Source organism: Prochlorococcus sp. MIT 0604 (genome assembly GCF_000757845.1).
Lineage (GTDB): Bacteria > Cyanobacteriota > Cyanobacteriia > PCC-6307 > Cyanobiaceae > Prochlorococcus_A.
Genome location: NZ_CP007753.1, coordinates 760,889 through 776,826, shown reverse-complemented (window position 1 = coordinate 776,826; position 15,938 = coordinate 760,889). Strand labels below are relative to the sequence as shown.

The 15,938-nt window shown below is 28.2% G+C and carries 21 protein-coding genes; 17 read left to right on the top strand and 4 right to left on the bottom strand.

What is annotated here, in order from left to right; genetic code table 11:
• Positions 1 to 41: 41 nt before the first annotated feature.
• From EW14_RS04290 to EW14_RS04265, 6 genes are all read left to right on the top strand, one after another.
• Entirely contained in the window at positions 42 to 236 is a 195-nt protein-coding gene (locus EW14_RS04290) for a hypothetical protein (RefSeq protein ID WP_025931807.1), read from the top strand.
• Between the two features lie 157 nt (positions 237 to 393).
• Positions 394 to 1,716 carry a Rieske 2Fe-2S domain-containing protein gene (locus tag EW14_RS04285; RefSeq protein ID WP_042850270.1) on the top strand — a complete coding sequence of 441 codons (1,323 nt, stop codon included), beginning with the start codon at positions 394 to 396 and terminating at the stop codon, positions 1,714 to 1,716.
• A 104-nt stretch (positions 1,717 to 1,820) separates the two neighbouring features.
• Entirely contained in the window at positions 1,821 to 2,609 is a 789-nt protein-coding gene (locus EW14_RS04280; protein WP_042850269.1) for an ABC transporter ATP-binding protein, read from the top strand.
• 5 nt (positions 2,610 to 2,614) lie between these two features.
• A complete protein-coding gene (locus EW14_RS10055; RefSeq protein ID WP_042850268.1) occupies positions 2,615 to 2,794 on the top strand; it encodes a hypothetical protein in 180 nt (59 codons plus the stop codon).
• Between the two features lie 149 nt (positions 2,795 to 2,943).
• Complete coding sequence (locus EW14_RS04270; protein WP_025933439.1) at positions 2,944 to 3,531, top strand: Crp/Fnr family transcriptional regulator; 588 nt, start codon at positions 2,944 to 2,946, stop codon at positions 3,529 to 3,531.
• Positions 3,532 to 3,535: 4 nt separating this feature from the next.
• Positions 3,536 to 3,826: a hypothetical protein gene (locus tag EW14_RS04265; RefSeq protein ID WP_042850267.1), complete on the top strand. Its 291-nt coding sequence runs from the start codon at positions 3,536 to 3,538 to the stop codon at positions 3,824 to 3,826.
• Here EW14_RS04265 and EW14_RS04260 read toward each other — a convergent pair.
• Positions 3,812 to 4,366 carry a ferritin gene (locus tag EW14_RS04260; protein WP_042850266.1) on the bottom strand — a complete coding sequence of 185 codons (555 nt, stop codon included), beginning with the start codon at positions 4,364 to 4,366 and terminating at the stop codon, positions 3,812 to 3,814. The genes EW14_RS04265 and EW14_RS04260 overlap by 15 nt on opposite strands.
• Positions 4,367 to 4,608: 242 nt before the next feature.
• Positions 4,609 to 5,667, bottom strand: coding sequence for an ABC transporter ATP-binding protein (locus EW14_RS04255; protein WP_042850265.1), 1,059 nt, complete (start codon positions 5,665 to 5,667; stop codon positions 4,609 to 4,611).
• Between the two features lie 95 nt (positions 5,668 to 5,762).
• Between EW14_RS04255 and nth the strand changes: the two genes are divergently transcribed.
• The 3 genes from nth to EW14_RS04240 are packed head-to-tail and all read left to right on the top strand — an operon-like array spanning position 5,763 to position 7,326.
• Positions 5,763 to 6,416 carry an endonuclease III gene (gene nth / locus EW14_RS04250; protein ID WP_042850264.1) on the top strand — a complete coding sequence of 218 codons (654 nt, stop codon included), beginning with the start codon at positions 5,763 to 5,765 and terminating at the stop codon, positions 6,414 to 6,416.
• A gap of 35 nt (positions 6,417 to 6,451) precedes the next feature.
• Positions 6,452 to 7,111, top strand: coding sequence for an SDR family oxidoreductase (locus EW14_RS04245; protein WP_042850263.1), 660 nt, complete (start codon positions 6,452 to 6,454; stop codon positions 7,109 to 7,111).
• 26 nt (positions 7,112 to 7,137) lie between these two features.
• Entirely contained in the window at positions 7,138 to 7,326 is a 189-nt protein-coding gene (locus EW14_RS04240; RefSeq protein ID WP_042850262.1) for a hypothetical protein, read from the top strand.
• Positions 7,327 to 7,336: 10 nt separating this feature from the next.
• On the opposite strand, the gene EW14_RS04235 is transcribed toward EW14_RS04240, so the two are convergent.
• Positions 7,337 to 7,948 carry a PCC domain-containing protein gene (locus EW14_RS04235; RefSeq protein WP_042850261.1) on the bottom strand — a complete coding sequence of 204 codons (612 nt, stop codon included), beginning with the start codon at positions 7,946 to 7,948 and terminating at the stop codon, positions 7,337 to 7,339.
• 182 nt (positions 7,949 to 8,130) lie between these two features.
• On the opposite strand from EW14_RS04235, the gene pgsA reads away from it, so the two are divergent.
• Entirely contained in the window at positions 8,131 to 8,670 is a 540-nt protein-coding gene (gene pgsA / locus EW14_RS04230) for a CDP-diacylglycerol--glycerol-3-phosphate 3-phosphatidyltransferase (RefSeq protein ID WP_042850260.1), read from the top strand.
• Here pgsA and EW14_RS04225 read toward each other — a convergent pair.
• Positions 8,644 to 9,564, bottom strand: coding sequence for an NAD-dependent epimerase/dehydratase family protein (locus EW14_RS04225; RefSeq protein WP_042850259.1), 921 nt, complete (start codon positions 9,562 to 9,564; stop codon positions 8,644 to 8,646). The two genes, pgsA and EW14_RS04225, sit on opposite strands and share 27 nt — an antisense overlap.
• A 92-nt stretch (positions 9,565 to 9,656) precedes the next feature.
• On the opposite strand from EW14_RS04225, the gene hisA reads away from it, so the two are divergent.
• From hisA to EW14_RS04190, 7 genes are all read left to right on the top strand, one after another.
• Positions 9,657 to 10,424, top strand: coding sequence for a 1-(5-phosphoribosyl)-5-[(5-phosphoribosylamino)methylideneamino]imidazole-4-carboxamide isomerase (gene hisA / locus EW14_RS04220; RefSeq protein WP_042850258.1), 768 nt, complete (start codon positions 9,657 to 9,659; stop codon positions 10,422 to 10,424).
• 79 nt (positions 10,425 to 10,503) lie between these two features.
• Positions 10,504 to 12,120: a DUF3685 domain-containing protein gene (locus EW14_RS04215; RefSeq protein ID WP_042851305.1), complete on the top strand. Its 1,617-nt coding sequence runs from the start codon at positions 10,504 to 10,506 to the stop codon at positions 12,118 to 12,120.
• 14 nt (positions 12,121 to 12,134) lie between these two features.
• Positions 12,135 to 12,683, top strand: coding sequence for a thylakoid membrane photosystem I accumulation factor (locus EW14_RS04210; RefSeq protein WP_042850257.1), 549 nt, complete (start codon positions 12,135 to 12,137; stop codon positions 12,681 to 12,683).
• A 10-nt stretch (positions 12,684 to 12,693) separates the two neighbouring features.
• Positions 12,694 to 13,860 (top strand): hypothetical protein, encoded by a 1,167-nt coding sequence (locus EW14_RS04205; RefSeq protein WP_042850255.1) that lies wholly within the window; start codon positions 12,694 to 12,696, stop codon positions 13,858 to 13,860.
• Positions 13,861 to 14,916, top strand: a complete 1,056-nt coding sequence (locus EW14_RS04200) for a hypothetical protein (protein WP_042850254.1) — start codon at positions 13,861 to 13,863, stop codon at positions 14,914 to 14,916. It begins immediately after the preceding gene.
• Positions 14,913 to 15,374: a Holliday junction resolvase RuvX gene (ruvX, locus tag EW14_RS04195; RefSeq protein WP_042850253.1), complete on the top strand. Its 462-nt coding sequence runs from the start codon at positions 14,913 to 14,915 to the stop codon at positions 15,372 to 15,374. The genes EW14_RS04200 and ruvX overlap by 4 nt, the downstream gene beginning before the upstream one ends.
• 26 nt (positions 15,375 to 15,400) lie before the next feature.
• A complete protein-coding gene (locus EW14_RS04190) occupies positions 15,401 to 15,937 on the top strand; it encodes a DUF3727 domain-containing protein (RefSeq protein ID WP_011818296.1) in 537 nt (178 codons plus the stop codon).
• Position 15,938 lies beyond the last annotated feature (1 nt).

Below are 15,938 nucleotides of genomic sequence, written 5' to 3'. Positions count from 1 at the left end.
CATGAATTATTGTTTGGTTAAGTATTTAATACAAAATTAATATGGCACTGCCAGAACTTATTTATGCTCCTATAGATGGCGGCACAATACATAGATATGAAATTAGTGGTGGCAAGAGAAAATTCTTAAGATTTATAGGTTGTTATTTGGGCCAATGCAATTTTCATAAGAATATTGATGATGCTATTGATTACATAAAAAATTTGAAAGAATCACAAAAGATACAAAAAACATGAAATAAAGATACACAACTACGATACGGAATCAATATTTTTCAAGAACTACATAATTATTGCTACAAATAATAGAGAATTTTCTTTTTATAAGAAATTGATAATTTACTTGGGTTATAGTTCCGAAAGATAAACAGTCAATTAAAAAAGAAATTAATTTATGGAAAACAGACAAATTAATTTTTTTAAATCAAAAGACTTAAATACCGTTCTTAAGCCATTTAAAAAAGGAACGGTAGTAAAAATTGACTCGTTTGATATAAGAGAAAATCAAAATGAATTAAAAATAGGTTTATTTGGTTGGTATGCTATTTGTCCTTCTAAAGAACTAAAAAAAAATAAGCTATATTATTTTTCACTCTATGATGAGCCTCTTGTTCTTTATAGAGATGAAAATAAAAATGTTAGGTGCATTAAAAATATTTGTCCACACAGGGGTGCCTCTTTTTTTGAAGGAACATTATCAGGTGGAGTAATAACCTGTCCATATCATGGAGCTAAATTCTCATCTGGTGGAAGTTGCCAAAATCTCGATAGAATAACATGCAGACATATAGTTGATAATAACTATGATAACTACGCCAAAAGAATTCACTTATCTCAATACAAAGCTTTAGAAAAGAATGGATATATTTTTGTACATTTTTCTAAAAAATCTGACACTGATTTGAACAATATAAGTGAAGATGCACCAATAAGTAACTACGAATTATATGAAAATGGGTTTACCCATAAAGATTATGTATTTGAAGAGGTATTAGTTGACTTTAAATGTGATTGGTCAAGGATAATTGAAAATCACTTAGATATCCTTCATCTTTTTTGGGTTCATGGCGATACAATACCTGACAAAGATGTTAATAAAAACGTTCTAGTTAGTTTTAACCAGAAAATTAATGTTACTCCTAAATATATTGAAAGTATTTATTACTACAAGAATGAACCTGCAAAAGAATTTATCCGGATAAAATACATACCACCAGGCAGGATATTAATTTATAAAAATGATCCCTCTGCAGCAAGATATTTACAAGTTTTAGATCATATTCCACTAGGAAATAACAAAGCAAGAGTAATAGTGAGACATTACAGGAAATTTTTAAAGAATAAACTACTTAATAACCTCATGCTGTTTAAAGAGAATCAAAGAAAGATTTTTTATAAGATATTCGATGAGGATTATATGATTTTAAAAACACAAACATATAACCACAATATGGGATTTATAAGTAAGGATGAAATAAAGTTATTGGGAGAAGACAGAATAATAAATTATTTTTGGAAATGGTACAAAAAGTCTGAAGATAAAGATGAACCATGGAAAAATAATATCAATACCCAAAATCTTGATGTATATGACAAAGTGATATTGAAATATCCTCCCGAGATAAAGAAATTAGAAATTGCAAATAATATAGATATTATCAGAAAAACATTTATACGATTTGGGGCTCCACTTATATTTTTTATGTTAATAATATAATTAATGAAGAAAGTAAATAGACCTTCATGGTTGAATTGGCTTTATCTTTTTATATTTATTTTAAGTTCAATTCAATTGATAATATTTTGGAGTAATAAGTTTTAGTGTTGAATAAATTTTGGTTTGATGCAAAAAATATAAATTGTTTTAAAAATGGCTTTAGAGTAATTAAAGATTTAAATTTAAAGATAGCGTATTCAGAGAATGTAATATTAATTGGACCAAATGGTTCAGGGAAATCATCCCTAATTGAAATAATTAATAGAAACATATACCCAGTAGTAGCTAAGGAATCGAAACTTAAGATATTTGACAAAGAACTTATAAATTTATGGGAACTAAGAAAAAAAATAAGTACCGTAAATAACGATATAAAAAAAAGAATAAATCCAAATTTACAAGTTTTTGATTTAATTTTAAGTGGACTATATGGAAGTTATGGTTACGTACAAAATAAATCTGAAAAAGATTCTTACAAGGTGGAAAAAATAATGAAGGAAATGAATATAACTAATTTATCTAAAAAGAATTTTTCCAACTTATCAGATGGAGAAAAACAAATCTCTGTAATTGCTAGGGCATTAATCAAAAAACCAGAAATCTTAATCCTAGATGAACCAATCGCAAATTTAGATTATAAATCAAAGTTTTTTGTAATTGATAAGGTTAATGATTTATCAAAATTAAATACAAAAATTTTATGCGTCACTCATGATATTTCAACTATTACAAAAATTTATGACCGGGTCATAATGTTAAAAGAAGGCAGGATAATCGCTGATGGAGATCAAAATAAGGTTATAAATAGTGAAAACCTTTATAAGTTATATGGTATTCAAGTACAGGTAACTATTAATAATGGACTTTGGAATATAAACAGATTATCTAAATAACAATTATGAAAATAGCTATCGCAATAGCAAGAAAAACTAATTTCTTACTTTTTAAAAAAGAAGATGATTTATTTTTAAATAAAGAAGATCCACATTTAGAGCAAACAATCTTACCTCCTAAAGAACGATCTGAGACAAATGAAGAACTTCCACAATTAAAACAAACTCTATTCGGGCACATCTAAAATAAAATATTAAGCAATTCTATTTAAATTATATTCCTAAATACTATGTAAAGAAAAACTTCAGAAATGTGATGATAATGAGAATCTATTGCAATAAGTAATTTTTTAGTGCATAATTGATAATAATTCTCATTATCATATTTAAATTAATGAATTTCCATAGTTATGGAGAATCTCCCTCAAAGTCAGTAAGAATAATAACTGGACAATCCGTATTAATAGATCCTTCATCAAGACCAAAAGGTACATGCCTAGAAGTTGAGAGTGGAATTGCAAGAGTTTATTGCCCTTGTGAAGAAACGGAAGGAATGACGCTCGCATTTTTACAATCAGGAGATCAATTAAGAACAGACCTTTTATGTAGCGAAGGTGTCTGTGTTGAGGCACTAACAGATTTATCGTTTCACAGTAATGTAAATATTGATGAGAATATTGGTTTCGATGCAGTAAATGAATGGACTTTGCAACTCCTCAGGATTAGACACTTAGGAAATGCAGAACAGCGTTTACAAGCTTTGTTTTCAATACTAGTAAATCGTCTAGGTAGAAGATGTGGTCAATGGTGTGAGTTACCCTTTAGGTTGACTCATGAAAGGATTGGTGAATTAATAGGTTCTACGAGAGTAACATCAACAAGATTAATTTCTAAATTAAGATCATCTGAGTTATTAATAGCTCCTATTGGAACCCAAACAGTCAGTGTTGCTCCTTCTTTTATTGAAACATCGCCGCTATAAAAATATGAAAGAATCACAATCACTTACTAACAACTTGTTAATGGAAGTTGATAATTTATCTAATAGACTCAGAAATATCAAGCGATCCTACAAGAGTACAGAAAATAAAGCATTGAAGGGAAGGTTGTTTTCTGAAAACAAAAATATTTTTAAAAGAGTTAATGAGATTTATAAAATAGCTGAGCTATTAAATAAAAATAATACTGAGAAAATCAACTTTTCTAATTTACTTGTCGAAATAACCAAAAGAACATTGAATGAAAATAAATTTGAAAGTAATTTATTTTTTCTTTAAATCACTGTCTATTAATAAGATTGCAGAAGGTTGATTAGAAGCAAACTTTACTTTGCCAAGTATGTTTGCGAATTCATCTTCAGATTTTGTTTGGGCATCAATGATGGGATCTAAAAATACGTTAGTTCTTGTATCAGAAATTCTTTCCGAAATAGAATAAAGTTGTTGCAGAGATGAAGTTAAATCAGCCTCCATGTTGAAAGAATAAGAAATCAGATCCTCTATGGAATCCCAAGTTTGAACTGGTGCAGGAATTTTATCTAATTTTACGCTTTGTCCTCTTGCGATTAAGTAATCTGCAAATTTCTGAGCATGTTCCATTTCGCTTTGTGATTCACCTAAAAAATGAGAGGCAAATCCATTTAAATCACGTTCTTGAAACCAGAGGTATATAGAAAAATATTGAACATTGGCATATCTTTCCATTGTTAAATGTTCAAAAATATTATCCAATAAATTTTTATCGATTGGTTGTGCGACAGCTCTTCCAGATGGACCAAAATTAATTAACTTCTTTACCTCGAGATTATTTTCTTTCATTGCTCAATAAGATACTTCTTAAATAATACAACATTTTGTATAAATTAGTAATTAATTAATACTTTAAATTAAATTAAATAATATGATAATGAAAATCAATCGCAATACTATAAATGAATTTAGAGTACAGTTTTTCTGAACTGCTATTAACTAATAAAATTTATAAAAGTAAAAAAAAGAAATGTAAAAAGAAAAAATGCTCTAATTGGAAGGGGGGCAAGTGTAACTGCCTATAAAAAAATCTATATATATTCCTTATATGCTCCAGGATATAAAAAATAATAACTATTTTTATTAATAGAAAGAGAACATTTATCACCATTATTAAGGAGATTATTAATATCAGTTCTAACCCTTAATATGTTTCCATTAATAGATACTTTATATATAAGAAATTCTCCAAGAAATTCTTTAGATATAACAAACGCGTCACCAGATTCTGATCTTTTAATTGAAATAAATTTAGGCGAAATTGACATACTTTGGATACTCGTATTTTTCAAATATTCTGAACTATTTATTTTACCTAAACAAGAAATATATGAATTACCATTTTTTTTGAGATTAATAATATTATTGCCCAAAATAAAACTACTAACAAATATGGTTTTGGGATTATTTAGAAGGTTAATTGGTGTATCAATTTGATGTATTTTTCCCTGATTCATAACGGCGACTTTATCGCAAATTGACATTGCCTCTTCCGGATCATGAGTAACCATCAAACCGCTTGCATTACAACCTTTTAGGATATTAGGGAGTTCACTTCTTAATTTTTGTTTAACATGAATATCAAGACTACAAAAAGGTTCATCTAATAAAATAAAATCCGTACCTGGAGCAAGAGCCCTCGCAATTGCGAGTCTTTGTTTTTGGCCTCCAGATAATTCATGTGGGTACCTTCCAAGAAAACTATCAAGTCCAACAACATTTAGTAAATAATCAACTCTTGATCTGTCTTTTTTGTTTTTCAATCCAAACATTACATTTTCCAAAACAGTTAAGTGAGGGAAAAGTGCATAGTCTTGAAAAACCATACCAATATTTCTTTTCTCAGGACTAAGAATTTTCTTCCTACTTGAAATTTCCTCATCATTTAAAGAAATCCTTCCTTTAGAGGGATATTCGAACCCAGCAATTAATCTTAAAAGAGTTGTTTTTCCGCAACCAGAAGGACCAAGCAAACCTAACAATTCGCCATTTTCAATTTTCAGGTTAATTTCGTTTAATATCCAATTTGAACTTTCTCGCTTATCATATTTATGATGCAGATCATCAATTATTAACGCATCATTTTTCACTAGGTTCTTCTTATTTAAATATATTAAATTAGCAGAAAATATTCACCTAAAATATCCCTTGTATAATTTTATACACCATTTAATTTTCAAATTTAATGAGAAAGACTGAAAGAGCAGAAATAATACGCAAGGAACTCAAAAAGCTATATCCATCACCTCCAATACCCCTCGATCATACAAATGCATATACACTTTTAGTCGCCGTAGTTTTAAGTGCTCAATCAACAGATAAGAAAGTTAATGAATTAACAAAAAGCTTGTTTAAGGTCGCAGATAATCCAGAAAAGATGATGCAGCTAGGTATTAGTGGCATTTACGAGCACATAAAATTTCTAGGTCTATCTAATCAAAAATCAAAGAACATCTATAACTTATCTAAACTATTGATTGAGAAGCATAATGGCATGGTTCCAGATTCTTTCGAGAAGCTTGAATCTCTTCCAGGGGTAGGCCATAAAACGGCATCAGTTGTAATGTCTCAAGTTTTTAAAATTCCCTCATTCCCAGTCGATACTCACATACACAGGTTGTCCCAAAGATGGGGCTTATCAAATGGAGATAGCGTAGTTCAAACAGAAAAAGACCTAAAAAAAATATTTCCCGTTAATGATTGGAATACCTTACATTTGCAAATAATCTTTTATGGCAGGGAATACTGTACAGCAAGAGGCTGTGATGGAACAAAATGTTATTTATGTCGCACTCTTTATCCCAAAAGAAAAAAGAAATTTGTATGTAAAAAGCCTTAAGAAATTTATATAATACTTAAATTAGTTTTTTAATCATGAAAATAGCAATTACTGGTGCATCGGGGAAAACAGGTTATAGAATTTCCGAAGAAGCAGTTAAGAAAGGATATAAAGTAAGGCAAATCATCAGAAAGAATTCAAAAGTCTCAGCAGGACTAGAGCGTTTAGAAACAATTAGGATTTCATTAGACAAAAAAGGAGAACTTGATGAAGCTTTAAAAGATATTGATGCTTTGATAATTGCAACTGGAGCGAGAGCATCATTAGATTTAACTGGTCCTATAAAGGTCGATGCATTAGGTGTATACAGGCAATTAGAGAGTTGCAAAAGAGTTGGTGTTAAAAGAGTTATTTTAGTTAGTTCCCTTTGTACTGGTAAATTATTTCACCCATTAAACTTATTTGGTTTAATTCTTATTTGGAAGAAATTAGGTGAAAACTTTCTACGTAATTCAAATTTTGAATGGACTATTATTAGACCTGGAGGATTAAAGGAAAATGAAGATATTAAATCAGAAAATATAAATTATTCAAAAGAGGATACTCAAATTAATGGATCAATCCCAAGAAGATTAGTTGCGCAATGTTGTATAGATTCTTTAAAAAACAAAGAATCCATAAATAAATTAATAGAAGTTACAAGTTCGAATGATAATAAAAAGATATCTTTTAAAAAAGCTATGCAAATGATTTAAAAGATGTAAATATATAAATTAAAACTATGAAAATAAATCCCAAAATTGACGCATTACAATTAATGCTTACTGATTTAAGAACTAGGAATGAGCCAATAAGACATAAAGCTGCCTTTAAAGGCTGTCAACCAGAATTTCAAAGTCTTGTATCAAGATTAATAAAGCAGTTGGAGGACGAATTAGTTGTTGAAAAGCTTACTAATCGTGATAGTTAAAAAATTTAGATTACTTAAATGAAATTAAGTTATCCAATTTTGCTTGTTCTGAAAGTTCATCATATCCTCCAAAAAATTTATTATCCAAAAATATTTGAGGGAAAGTATTGTGGCTACTTTGAGCCATAATTTTTTGAAAGCTCTCATCATTGTCTATTAGAATAACTTCATGAGTGATAGATAAAGAATTAAGCAACCTAATTGCTCTTTTAGACCAAGGACAATCCTTTAAAATATATGCTTTTACACGTGATTCATTAGTGATTAAATCATGATTTGAGATATTAATAATTTTCTGATCAAAAGAAAGTAATAATATATCAGTACCTTTTTTTACAATACATCCCTCCTCAAGATGTCCGCCAAACACATTACATCCCTCATCTGCAAAACTCAAATGTAAATGAACATCTCCTTTATTAAAATGTCCGTTTAAAGAAACAATCTCTAGATTTCCTTCAAATTTATTTATCTCTTGATTACCTGGGCATTGAATACAAACTGTTCTAAGATTACCAACAACTCCGGAAACATAACCGTATAAATTATTGGATAAAGAATATTCTTTAATTGAATTTATCAAATCAGATTCTGGAGATAGCTTTAGGCTATGAGGCTGCATTAGATATTAGGAATAATTTTGTAATATAAAACATCATCATTCATAAAGAGAAGTTGAGTTTATAATCTTTAGGATTCAGATTTAAATTAAGTTTTAGAATCTAGCATCAAAAACTATTTAAAATTTTTACTAAAAATTTAAGCTTGTTGAGAGTGTAATATATTTTATATACAAAAACTAATTTGTTATTAAGAAAAAATCTTAAAAATTTGGCATTGAATATTCCCAATTTATTATCGATATCTCGCCTTTTCCTTGTATTTCCATTAATACTTTTTTTAGAAATTAACAGACCTTTTTATGTCTTTATATTTATTATTATTGGAGGTTTAACTGATTATTTTGACGGGTTAATTGCAAGGAAATTTAATCTTAAAACTAGATTAGGAGCTATCCTTGATCCCTTAAGCGATAAAGTATTCTATTTAATTCCTTTGACCTTCCTTTGTAAAAATAATTTTATACCCTTCTGGTCTTTGTCATTAATTTTATTTAGAGAATTAATTATCTCTAGCCTAAGGAACTCTACAAAAGACGGTTTGCCAGCTTCAATGTTAGGAAAATATAAAACATTTTTCTTTTTTATTTCAGTAATTACTTTCTTTACACCATTAAAAATAAGCTTATTGAATAATTTGGCTTTAATTTTTTATTGGTTAGGATTCATCCTGACTTTTGTGACTTTATTAGGCTATTTAAGAATTAAAAAGAATATTATCTGAATTTGCATCAAACTCCTCACTCTTTTTATTATTAAAATCATTCACAAAACTATCCTTTAGACCATTAAGTAAATCAAAAGTTGGCACCCACTCTAAATCACGTTTTATCTTAGATATATCAGTCTGATAATGATTTAATCTAATTGGAAATCCCTTTCTAGACTTGGGATCTAATTTTTGATAATCAAATGTTCTTAAAGAAATCTCATTTTGGTTTAATCCAAGAACATTCGCACAGAAATAAATTAAACCCTTGATTGTTACTCCTTTTTCACCTGAACAATTGTAAATATTATTTTTGGAATTTTCAAAATTTATGCACCTAATCATTACATCAGTTAGATCCGAAACATGGCCTAGCTGAGTAATTAAAGAACCGTCACCAGGGATTGGTATAGATTTTTTAGTAAATAACCTTTCAAAAAACCAATTTTCAATTTTATTATAATTACCTGGTCCATAAATATATGTAGGTCTAAAACTTGTAAAAGGGATTTTTTGGTTTTTTAACCAATTTTCTGTCTCAAACTTTCCTTTATGCCTACTTTTTGGATCAATTGGATCAACTTCGGATAAGGGTAATTCACAATTATCTTTATAAACACCTGCAGAGCTTACATATATATATCTCTGGAAAGAGTTATCTAAATTTTCTATAAGAAGTTTGGTTTGTTCTAAATCTCGTCCAGAAATATCATAAACAACATCATACTTTTTATTTTTCAGTTTCACTATACTTTCTAAATTATTCCTATCACCCTTAATTAGATTTGTTTTTTCAGGATTGTTTTTATTACCTCTCGTGAAAATATCAATATCATGGTTTTGGCTTAATAACTTTCCAACCAGAGACTTGCCAACAAATCTAGTGCCACCCATTACAAGAATTTTCATATTCAAAAAATATTTAACTAAAGTAGTAATCTTAAATAGAATTACATAATGAATAGTACTACTAAGAAGTAATTAATGAAAAGGATGATTTTATGGAACTAATACCAGCTATTGATTTAATGAATGGTAAGTGTGTAAGGCTTTTTAAAGGTGACTTTAATAAAAGGAAAGAATTCAAAAAAGAGCCTCATGAGCAAGCTAAATTTTGGGAAAGCGAAGGAGCAAAATACATACATATAGTTGATTTGGATGCTGCAAAAACAGGATTGCCAAGAAACGATAGCTCAATAAAAGAGATTGCAAAAACAGTTAACATACCAATTCAAATAGGTGGGGGTATAAGGTCTCAAGAAAGGATAGAAAAATTATTTTCTTATGGTATTGAAAAAGTTATCATGGGAACATCTGCAATAGAAAATAGAGAATTAGTTAGAGACTTATCAAATAAATTTCCTGGAAGGATAATTATTGGTATTGATGCAAAAGATGGGAAAGTTAGTACAAGGGGTTGGCTTGAGCAATCTAATGTTTTAGCTACAGATCTAGTTAAAGAGTTTTCTTCATTAAAAATCGCTAGTTTTATTGTTACGGATATAAATACAGATGGGACTTTAGAAGGAACAAATGAAGAATTTATAAAAAACATACTTGAAATTACAGATATTCCAGTAATTGCCTCAGGAGGTGTTGGTTCGATTTCTGATTTATTATCCTTGGTTAAATTTGAAAATTCTGGACTCTTTGGAGTAATTGTAGGTAAAGCCCTATATGAAAATAAATTTACAATAAACGAAGCGAATAATGTATTGTCATCAGAGAGATTAAATGACTTTGATTTAAACAGAAATTACTACGCTTAAAAGAGTATAAAAATTGATTTAAGGCTGGTTTTTGCGGTAATTGTTAGTTAATTTTGTAAAAGAGATAAGAAATCTAGTCTTGGAATTAATTTCAAAAAAATCGATATTGATTATTGCTCCAAGCTTAATAGCAGAATCCTTATCGCTTAAGTTAACATCACTAGACCAAAATTTAGACATTAATTTTAATAATGGAACAGGTGATAAAACTCCGGATTTAGTTATATGGAATGTTCTTAATTTCCAATCAGAAGATCTTATAAGGTTAGAATTATTAAAATTAAGAGAAAGATATGATGAGTCAAAGTTTCTTATAATTCTCTCTGGCGAACTTATTTATGAAGCAAATACCCCTCCATCGTTAAATGCTGAAGGTTTTCTTTTAAATCCCAGTGCTGAAAAAGTTCTTGAATCTATTGATACCATAATAAATGGAGGAAGGGTATTTGATATTGAAATTAATTCCCGAGTTCAATTAAACAAAAATAAGCCTCTCTCTTTTAGTCAAAAAATTCTAACTTCAGGTCTTAAACAAATAGATTCTGAAATTAATTATATTTTCAAATATGTCAACTCTGATTCAACACCAGAATTTTATAAATTTATTTTAAAAGGAAGATTAAGAGAACTTATTACTGCAAAATCTTTTCTAATTTTCTTATGGGGTAACTCACTAGAACTTTATACAGAGGCTGTTTACACCGAAAATAAAATCAATCTTGAAAATAAGAACACTGTATTCATTAAAGATAAAAATACTACAGAAATATGGAATTTAATTTTAGATAGACTAAAAGAAAGGTACAGCTCAACTAACTTACAGGTTGAATTTAATAATTCATCAATAATTCTCTCTGGAATAAAGAAAGAATTCATTTCACGACTACTTATAAAAATGTTAGATGAGTTAAATAATTTAGTTAAAAATATTAAGGAAAACTATAAGGAGAAAGATTTTAAAGATGATTTAAATTCTCTTATAAAAGAACTTAAAGTTAATACAATTTCAAATATCACAGACAGCTATTTTCGATTAAAAAAAAGAGGCGAATCTATTTCAATAAATGATTTTATTTATAGTGAAGTAAATTGCGAAGATATAGATAGAGAATCACATGAATCAATAATGTTTATTGAACCAATTATTAAAAATGAAGCTCTTGACTATGATGGGAAATTACTCCCTCTATACGAAACAGAATCATTTTTGATCCTTGAAAACATAATTTCAAATTGGACAATAAGGAACTGTAATTTGTTAGCTTCTGAAATCTTTAATATTTGTTCGTCTTGGCCTGAATTAAGGACTGTACTTATAAATCCCGAATTACAATCGACAAGAAATTTTGAAAGATTTAGAAATAATATTAATAACTACAATCGTTGGCATGACTATATTTATATGCCTATCTTCTTGTATGAGAGTAAACGAGAATATATTGATATTATCGATAAAAAATTTACCCGATACTTTAAAAATGAAAATAGGGAGAAAGAATTAGAGAATCTAGAATGGCTACAAAAACAAGTTACATTGTTAGTTGAGATAAGAGATGCCGTAGCACCGCAGCTAGAAGTTGCTGTAAAATATATCGGTAATCTTTTCGTAACTTTCCTTACAAAGGTCGTTGGCAAAGCTATCGGTTTAGTTGGGAAAGGAATCCTTCAAGGATTGGGAAGATCAAGTTCAAAGTAAGTTTTTAAACTTTAATGAAAATAATTCAATGGACCCTTATAGCATTAATTTTCTTAAGTCCATATAAAGCAAATGCCTCTAGAGATACTGATAGTTATGATGGCAATATTTTTCCTATATACGCAGGTAATGGGGCTATAGTTCCTCCCCAGACAACTCTTCAGGAATCATTAAAAAATAAAAGAGTCGCAGTTTTATTTTTTTATCTTGACGATAGCTCAGATAGTAAAGCTATGGCTCCGATAATATCTGGTTTAGATTTGATATGGAGAAATAATATAGATATCATTGCTCTAACTACTGATGAATTACAGGATAAAGAAAAGTCTGATCTTAGAAATGAACCTAATTATTATTGGAACGGTTTAATTCCACAAACCATTATTTTAAATAGTGATGGTGAAGTTAAATATGATAAAAATGGAATGATTAATATCGATGAATTAAACAAAGTTATAGGGGAACTAAAAGGAATTGATATAGAAGATACGACATTTTCTGTAGAAAGTTTTAATGAATACAACAGTATCATTTCTGAAAATAAAGATAAAAACAAAAATTAATTAAAAAAAAATGATATTAATAAATATCCTATTAGTTCTTTTAATTTTTCTAATTATTTCAGATTTATATATTAAAAACTCACCCAAATCTAAGTTAAATCTGGTACCCATAAATTACAAAATCAAAAAAAAGGAAGGTTTAAACGAATTAATTATTGATTTAAAAATAACTAATAAAAGTAAAACCAAAGAGACTATGGTATCTGATATAAATTTTGAATTAGATTTTTTTAAAAGTAAAGGTAACGAATATTGCCAAAATATTAATTATCAAGAAGATATATATTTATATATAAATGATAAAATTAAGAATTTAAATAATTACTGGCCAACAACAATTATCAAGTCAAATTCAGAATTATTTGTAAGAATCATATATAAATTTGTCAATAATAATTTTAGAAAAAAAATAAAATATCTATGGTTAAAAGTATATTGGGAGAACTATGGACATTTTGGTATTTCAAATAATAAGGATTGTTTGTTAATTAATTTAGATGGTCAAAAACAAAGGCCTAAAGAAGTCTTTGAAATTCCAATAAATAATAAATATAAAGCTTTTGCTATAAAAACTGATTTACTTGGTTGCTTTGATAATCCAGTAGATACTGTTATTGATTACTGCAAAGGAATTGTAGAAAAAAATGATATTTTAACAATCGGTGAAAGTCCGTTAGCGATTATGCAAAATAGATATATTTCCCCTCAAAATTTAGAATATAGTTTATTTTCGAAAGCTTTATGTTATTTTTTTCACCCTACAAGCAGTCTCGCAACAGCTTGCGGCATGCAATTATTAATAAATAGAATTGGAATCACAAGAATAACCTTTGCACTATTTGTTGGATTTCTCTTCAAATTAGTTGGTATTAAAGGTATGTTTTATAGGTTAACCGGTTCAGAATCATCCCTCATTGATGATATAAGCGGTACAGTAACTCCTTATGACAAGAGTATAGTCATGGGACCTCTCAATGCGGATTTATTTTGTAAGGAGGTCTCGAGCTATCTAAATATAGATGTTGCTGTTGTCGATGTTAATGATCTTGGAGGTGTGAAAGTCTTAGCTAGTTCAAATAAAAAAATAAATAAAATACTCAAAAGAAACTTAATATCTAATCCAGCTGGCAATGGAGATGAAAAAACCCCTATAGTATTAATAAGAGAAAAAAAGTAAATGAAAAAAGATACCTCTTATTCTTTTCAATCTAAAAAAGGAATGGAAGTAACTTTTGAAGAACTCCACATAAGGCACATTAATCTTTTAATTGATATTAAAAATAAGGAATTGAATAATTGGTTTTTAAAGATGGCAATTATAAATACCTTTGATGACTTAAAAATTTTTTTAAATAACCTTAAGAAAAATAAAAATAAATGCATAATTGCTATATATGGAAACGAGATTATTGGTTATTTGAATATTTTTCCTTTGAATAAAAAAGAGACTTGCTTAAAAATATCTAAGCCCAAGTTGATTAACAACAAGTGTTCTTTAACAGATAAACAATTAACTTTAGGATTGATAAAAAAATCTATCTCAATAAAAGACATCAAAACCTCAAGTTGGATAATTAATTCTGATATAAATAATGTTGACCTCATATCAACCTCAAGACAATTAGGCTTTCAACCGTTAGGAGAAATAATCCTTTGGGATGGTCCTAATCTAAATAAATCTATAAATCAAAATACCAATGCCTATTCATTAATTAATGAATTCCAAAGCATTAATAAACAAAATATATTAAAAATAGTTAATTTCATAAGATCAAATCAATCTCCGTTAATAAGAAATATTTTAGATTTTGATCAAGACGACATTCTTAAAAGAAATAACTCTAAGAGTGGTGCCTTAATATATGAAAATTCAGTATTATGTACAATTTTAAAAGATATTAATTATCAAAATGAAGAAATTTATACTTTAACTATAAGTAGATATTGGGATAAGAGATTCAATTCTATTTTAAAAGAATTTATAAAACGATTTTTTGAAAAATCACCTGTTTCATATTTAAAAACATATAAAGAAAATTCTCAATTAAATTTTTTTCTCGAAGAATGTAATCTCAAAGAAAACAATCAAGAAATAATACTTATCAGGAACACAATAGTTAAGAATGAAGCCAAACAAGTAAATATAATAAATCAATCTTTGGAATCAATTTTTGAAAAATTAAGTCCACAAGGTAATCCATATCCATCTCCCTTTCCATTAAAAACAAAGTGAAATTTTGCAAACCCAAACCCAAGGCAATTTTGAGTTTGGACATAGGTACTAAAAGAATAGGATTAGCTTATTGTGATCCCTTCTGCATAACATCAAATATACTTCCAGCAGTAAAACGGTTTGAAAATAATCAAGAGATTAAAATCATTAGAAATTATATAAATGAATTTAATTTGAATGGATTTATCGTGGGTATTCCACTAGATGAGAAAGGTCGAATGACCACTCAAGCTATTGACTGTAAAAATTACGGTCAATTACTTTCATATGAATTAAAGCTTCCATTTTCTTACGTCAACGAACATAGTTCAACTTGGGAATCTTCAGATAGATTTGGAATAAAAAAAGATAAATCCGGATTGATTGATAGTTTTTCCGCAAAAATAATACTTGAACAATGGATCGAAGAAGGTCCTGAATTAGAAGAAATAGCTGGTAAACGTCAGATAAAATATTAGTATTAAAAAGGATAGATAAATTTTAAATGAAAGAAGCCAATTCAAATGATAATTATGATGCACAGACTCTTTTATTAAATGACTCAAATGGAAACGAGCTATTTTGTTATCTTGAACAACTAGTAAGTGTTGAAGGCCAAGAATATGCTTTATTAACACCAGTTGATACTCCAGTAAGTCTTTTTAAGATAAATGAAAAAGATGAACCTGAACTAATCGAGAAAATAGATAAAAATGAACAAATACTAAAAAATGCTGAAGCAGTTCTTCAAGAACATGATTTAAGACTTATCAGATCAGCAGTTACATTAACAGTATCAGGAGAACTTGAAGAACCAATTTACGATGAATTAGAAGAAGATTACGTCGATGATGATAGTGAGAGTTATGAATTGCTCGTTAACTTTAATCTTTTTGACCAAGAATATGGCTTATATATACCACTAGATCCTTTTTTTATTGTGGGTAAATTAAAAGACAAAGGTGCATTATTAGTTGAAGATGATGAGTTCGATAAAATTCAACCTTTGATTGAAACTGAGCTAGAAAAAAGTAGTTCTTAAA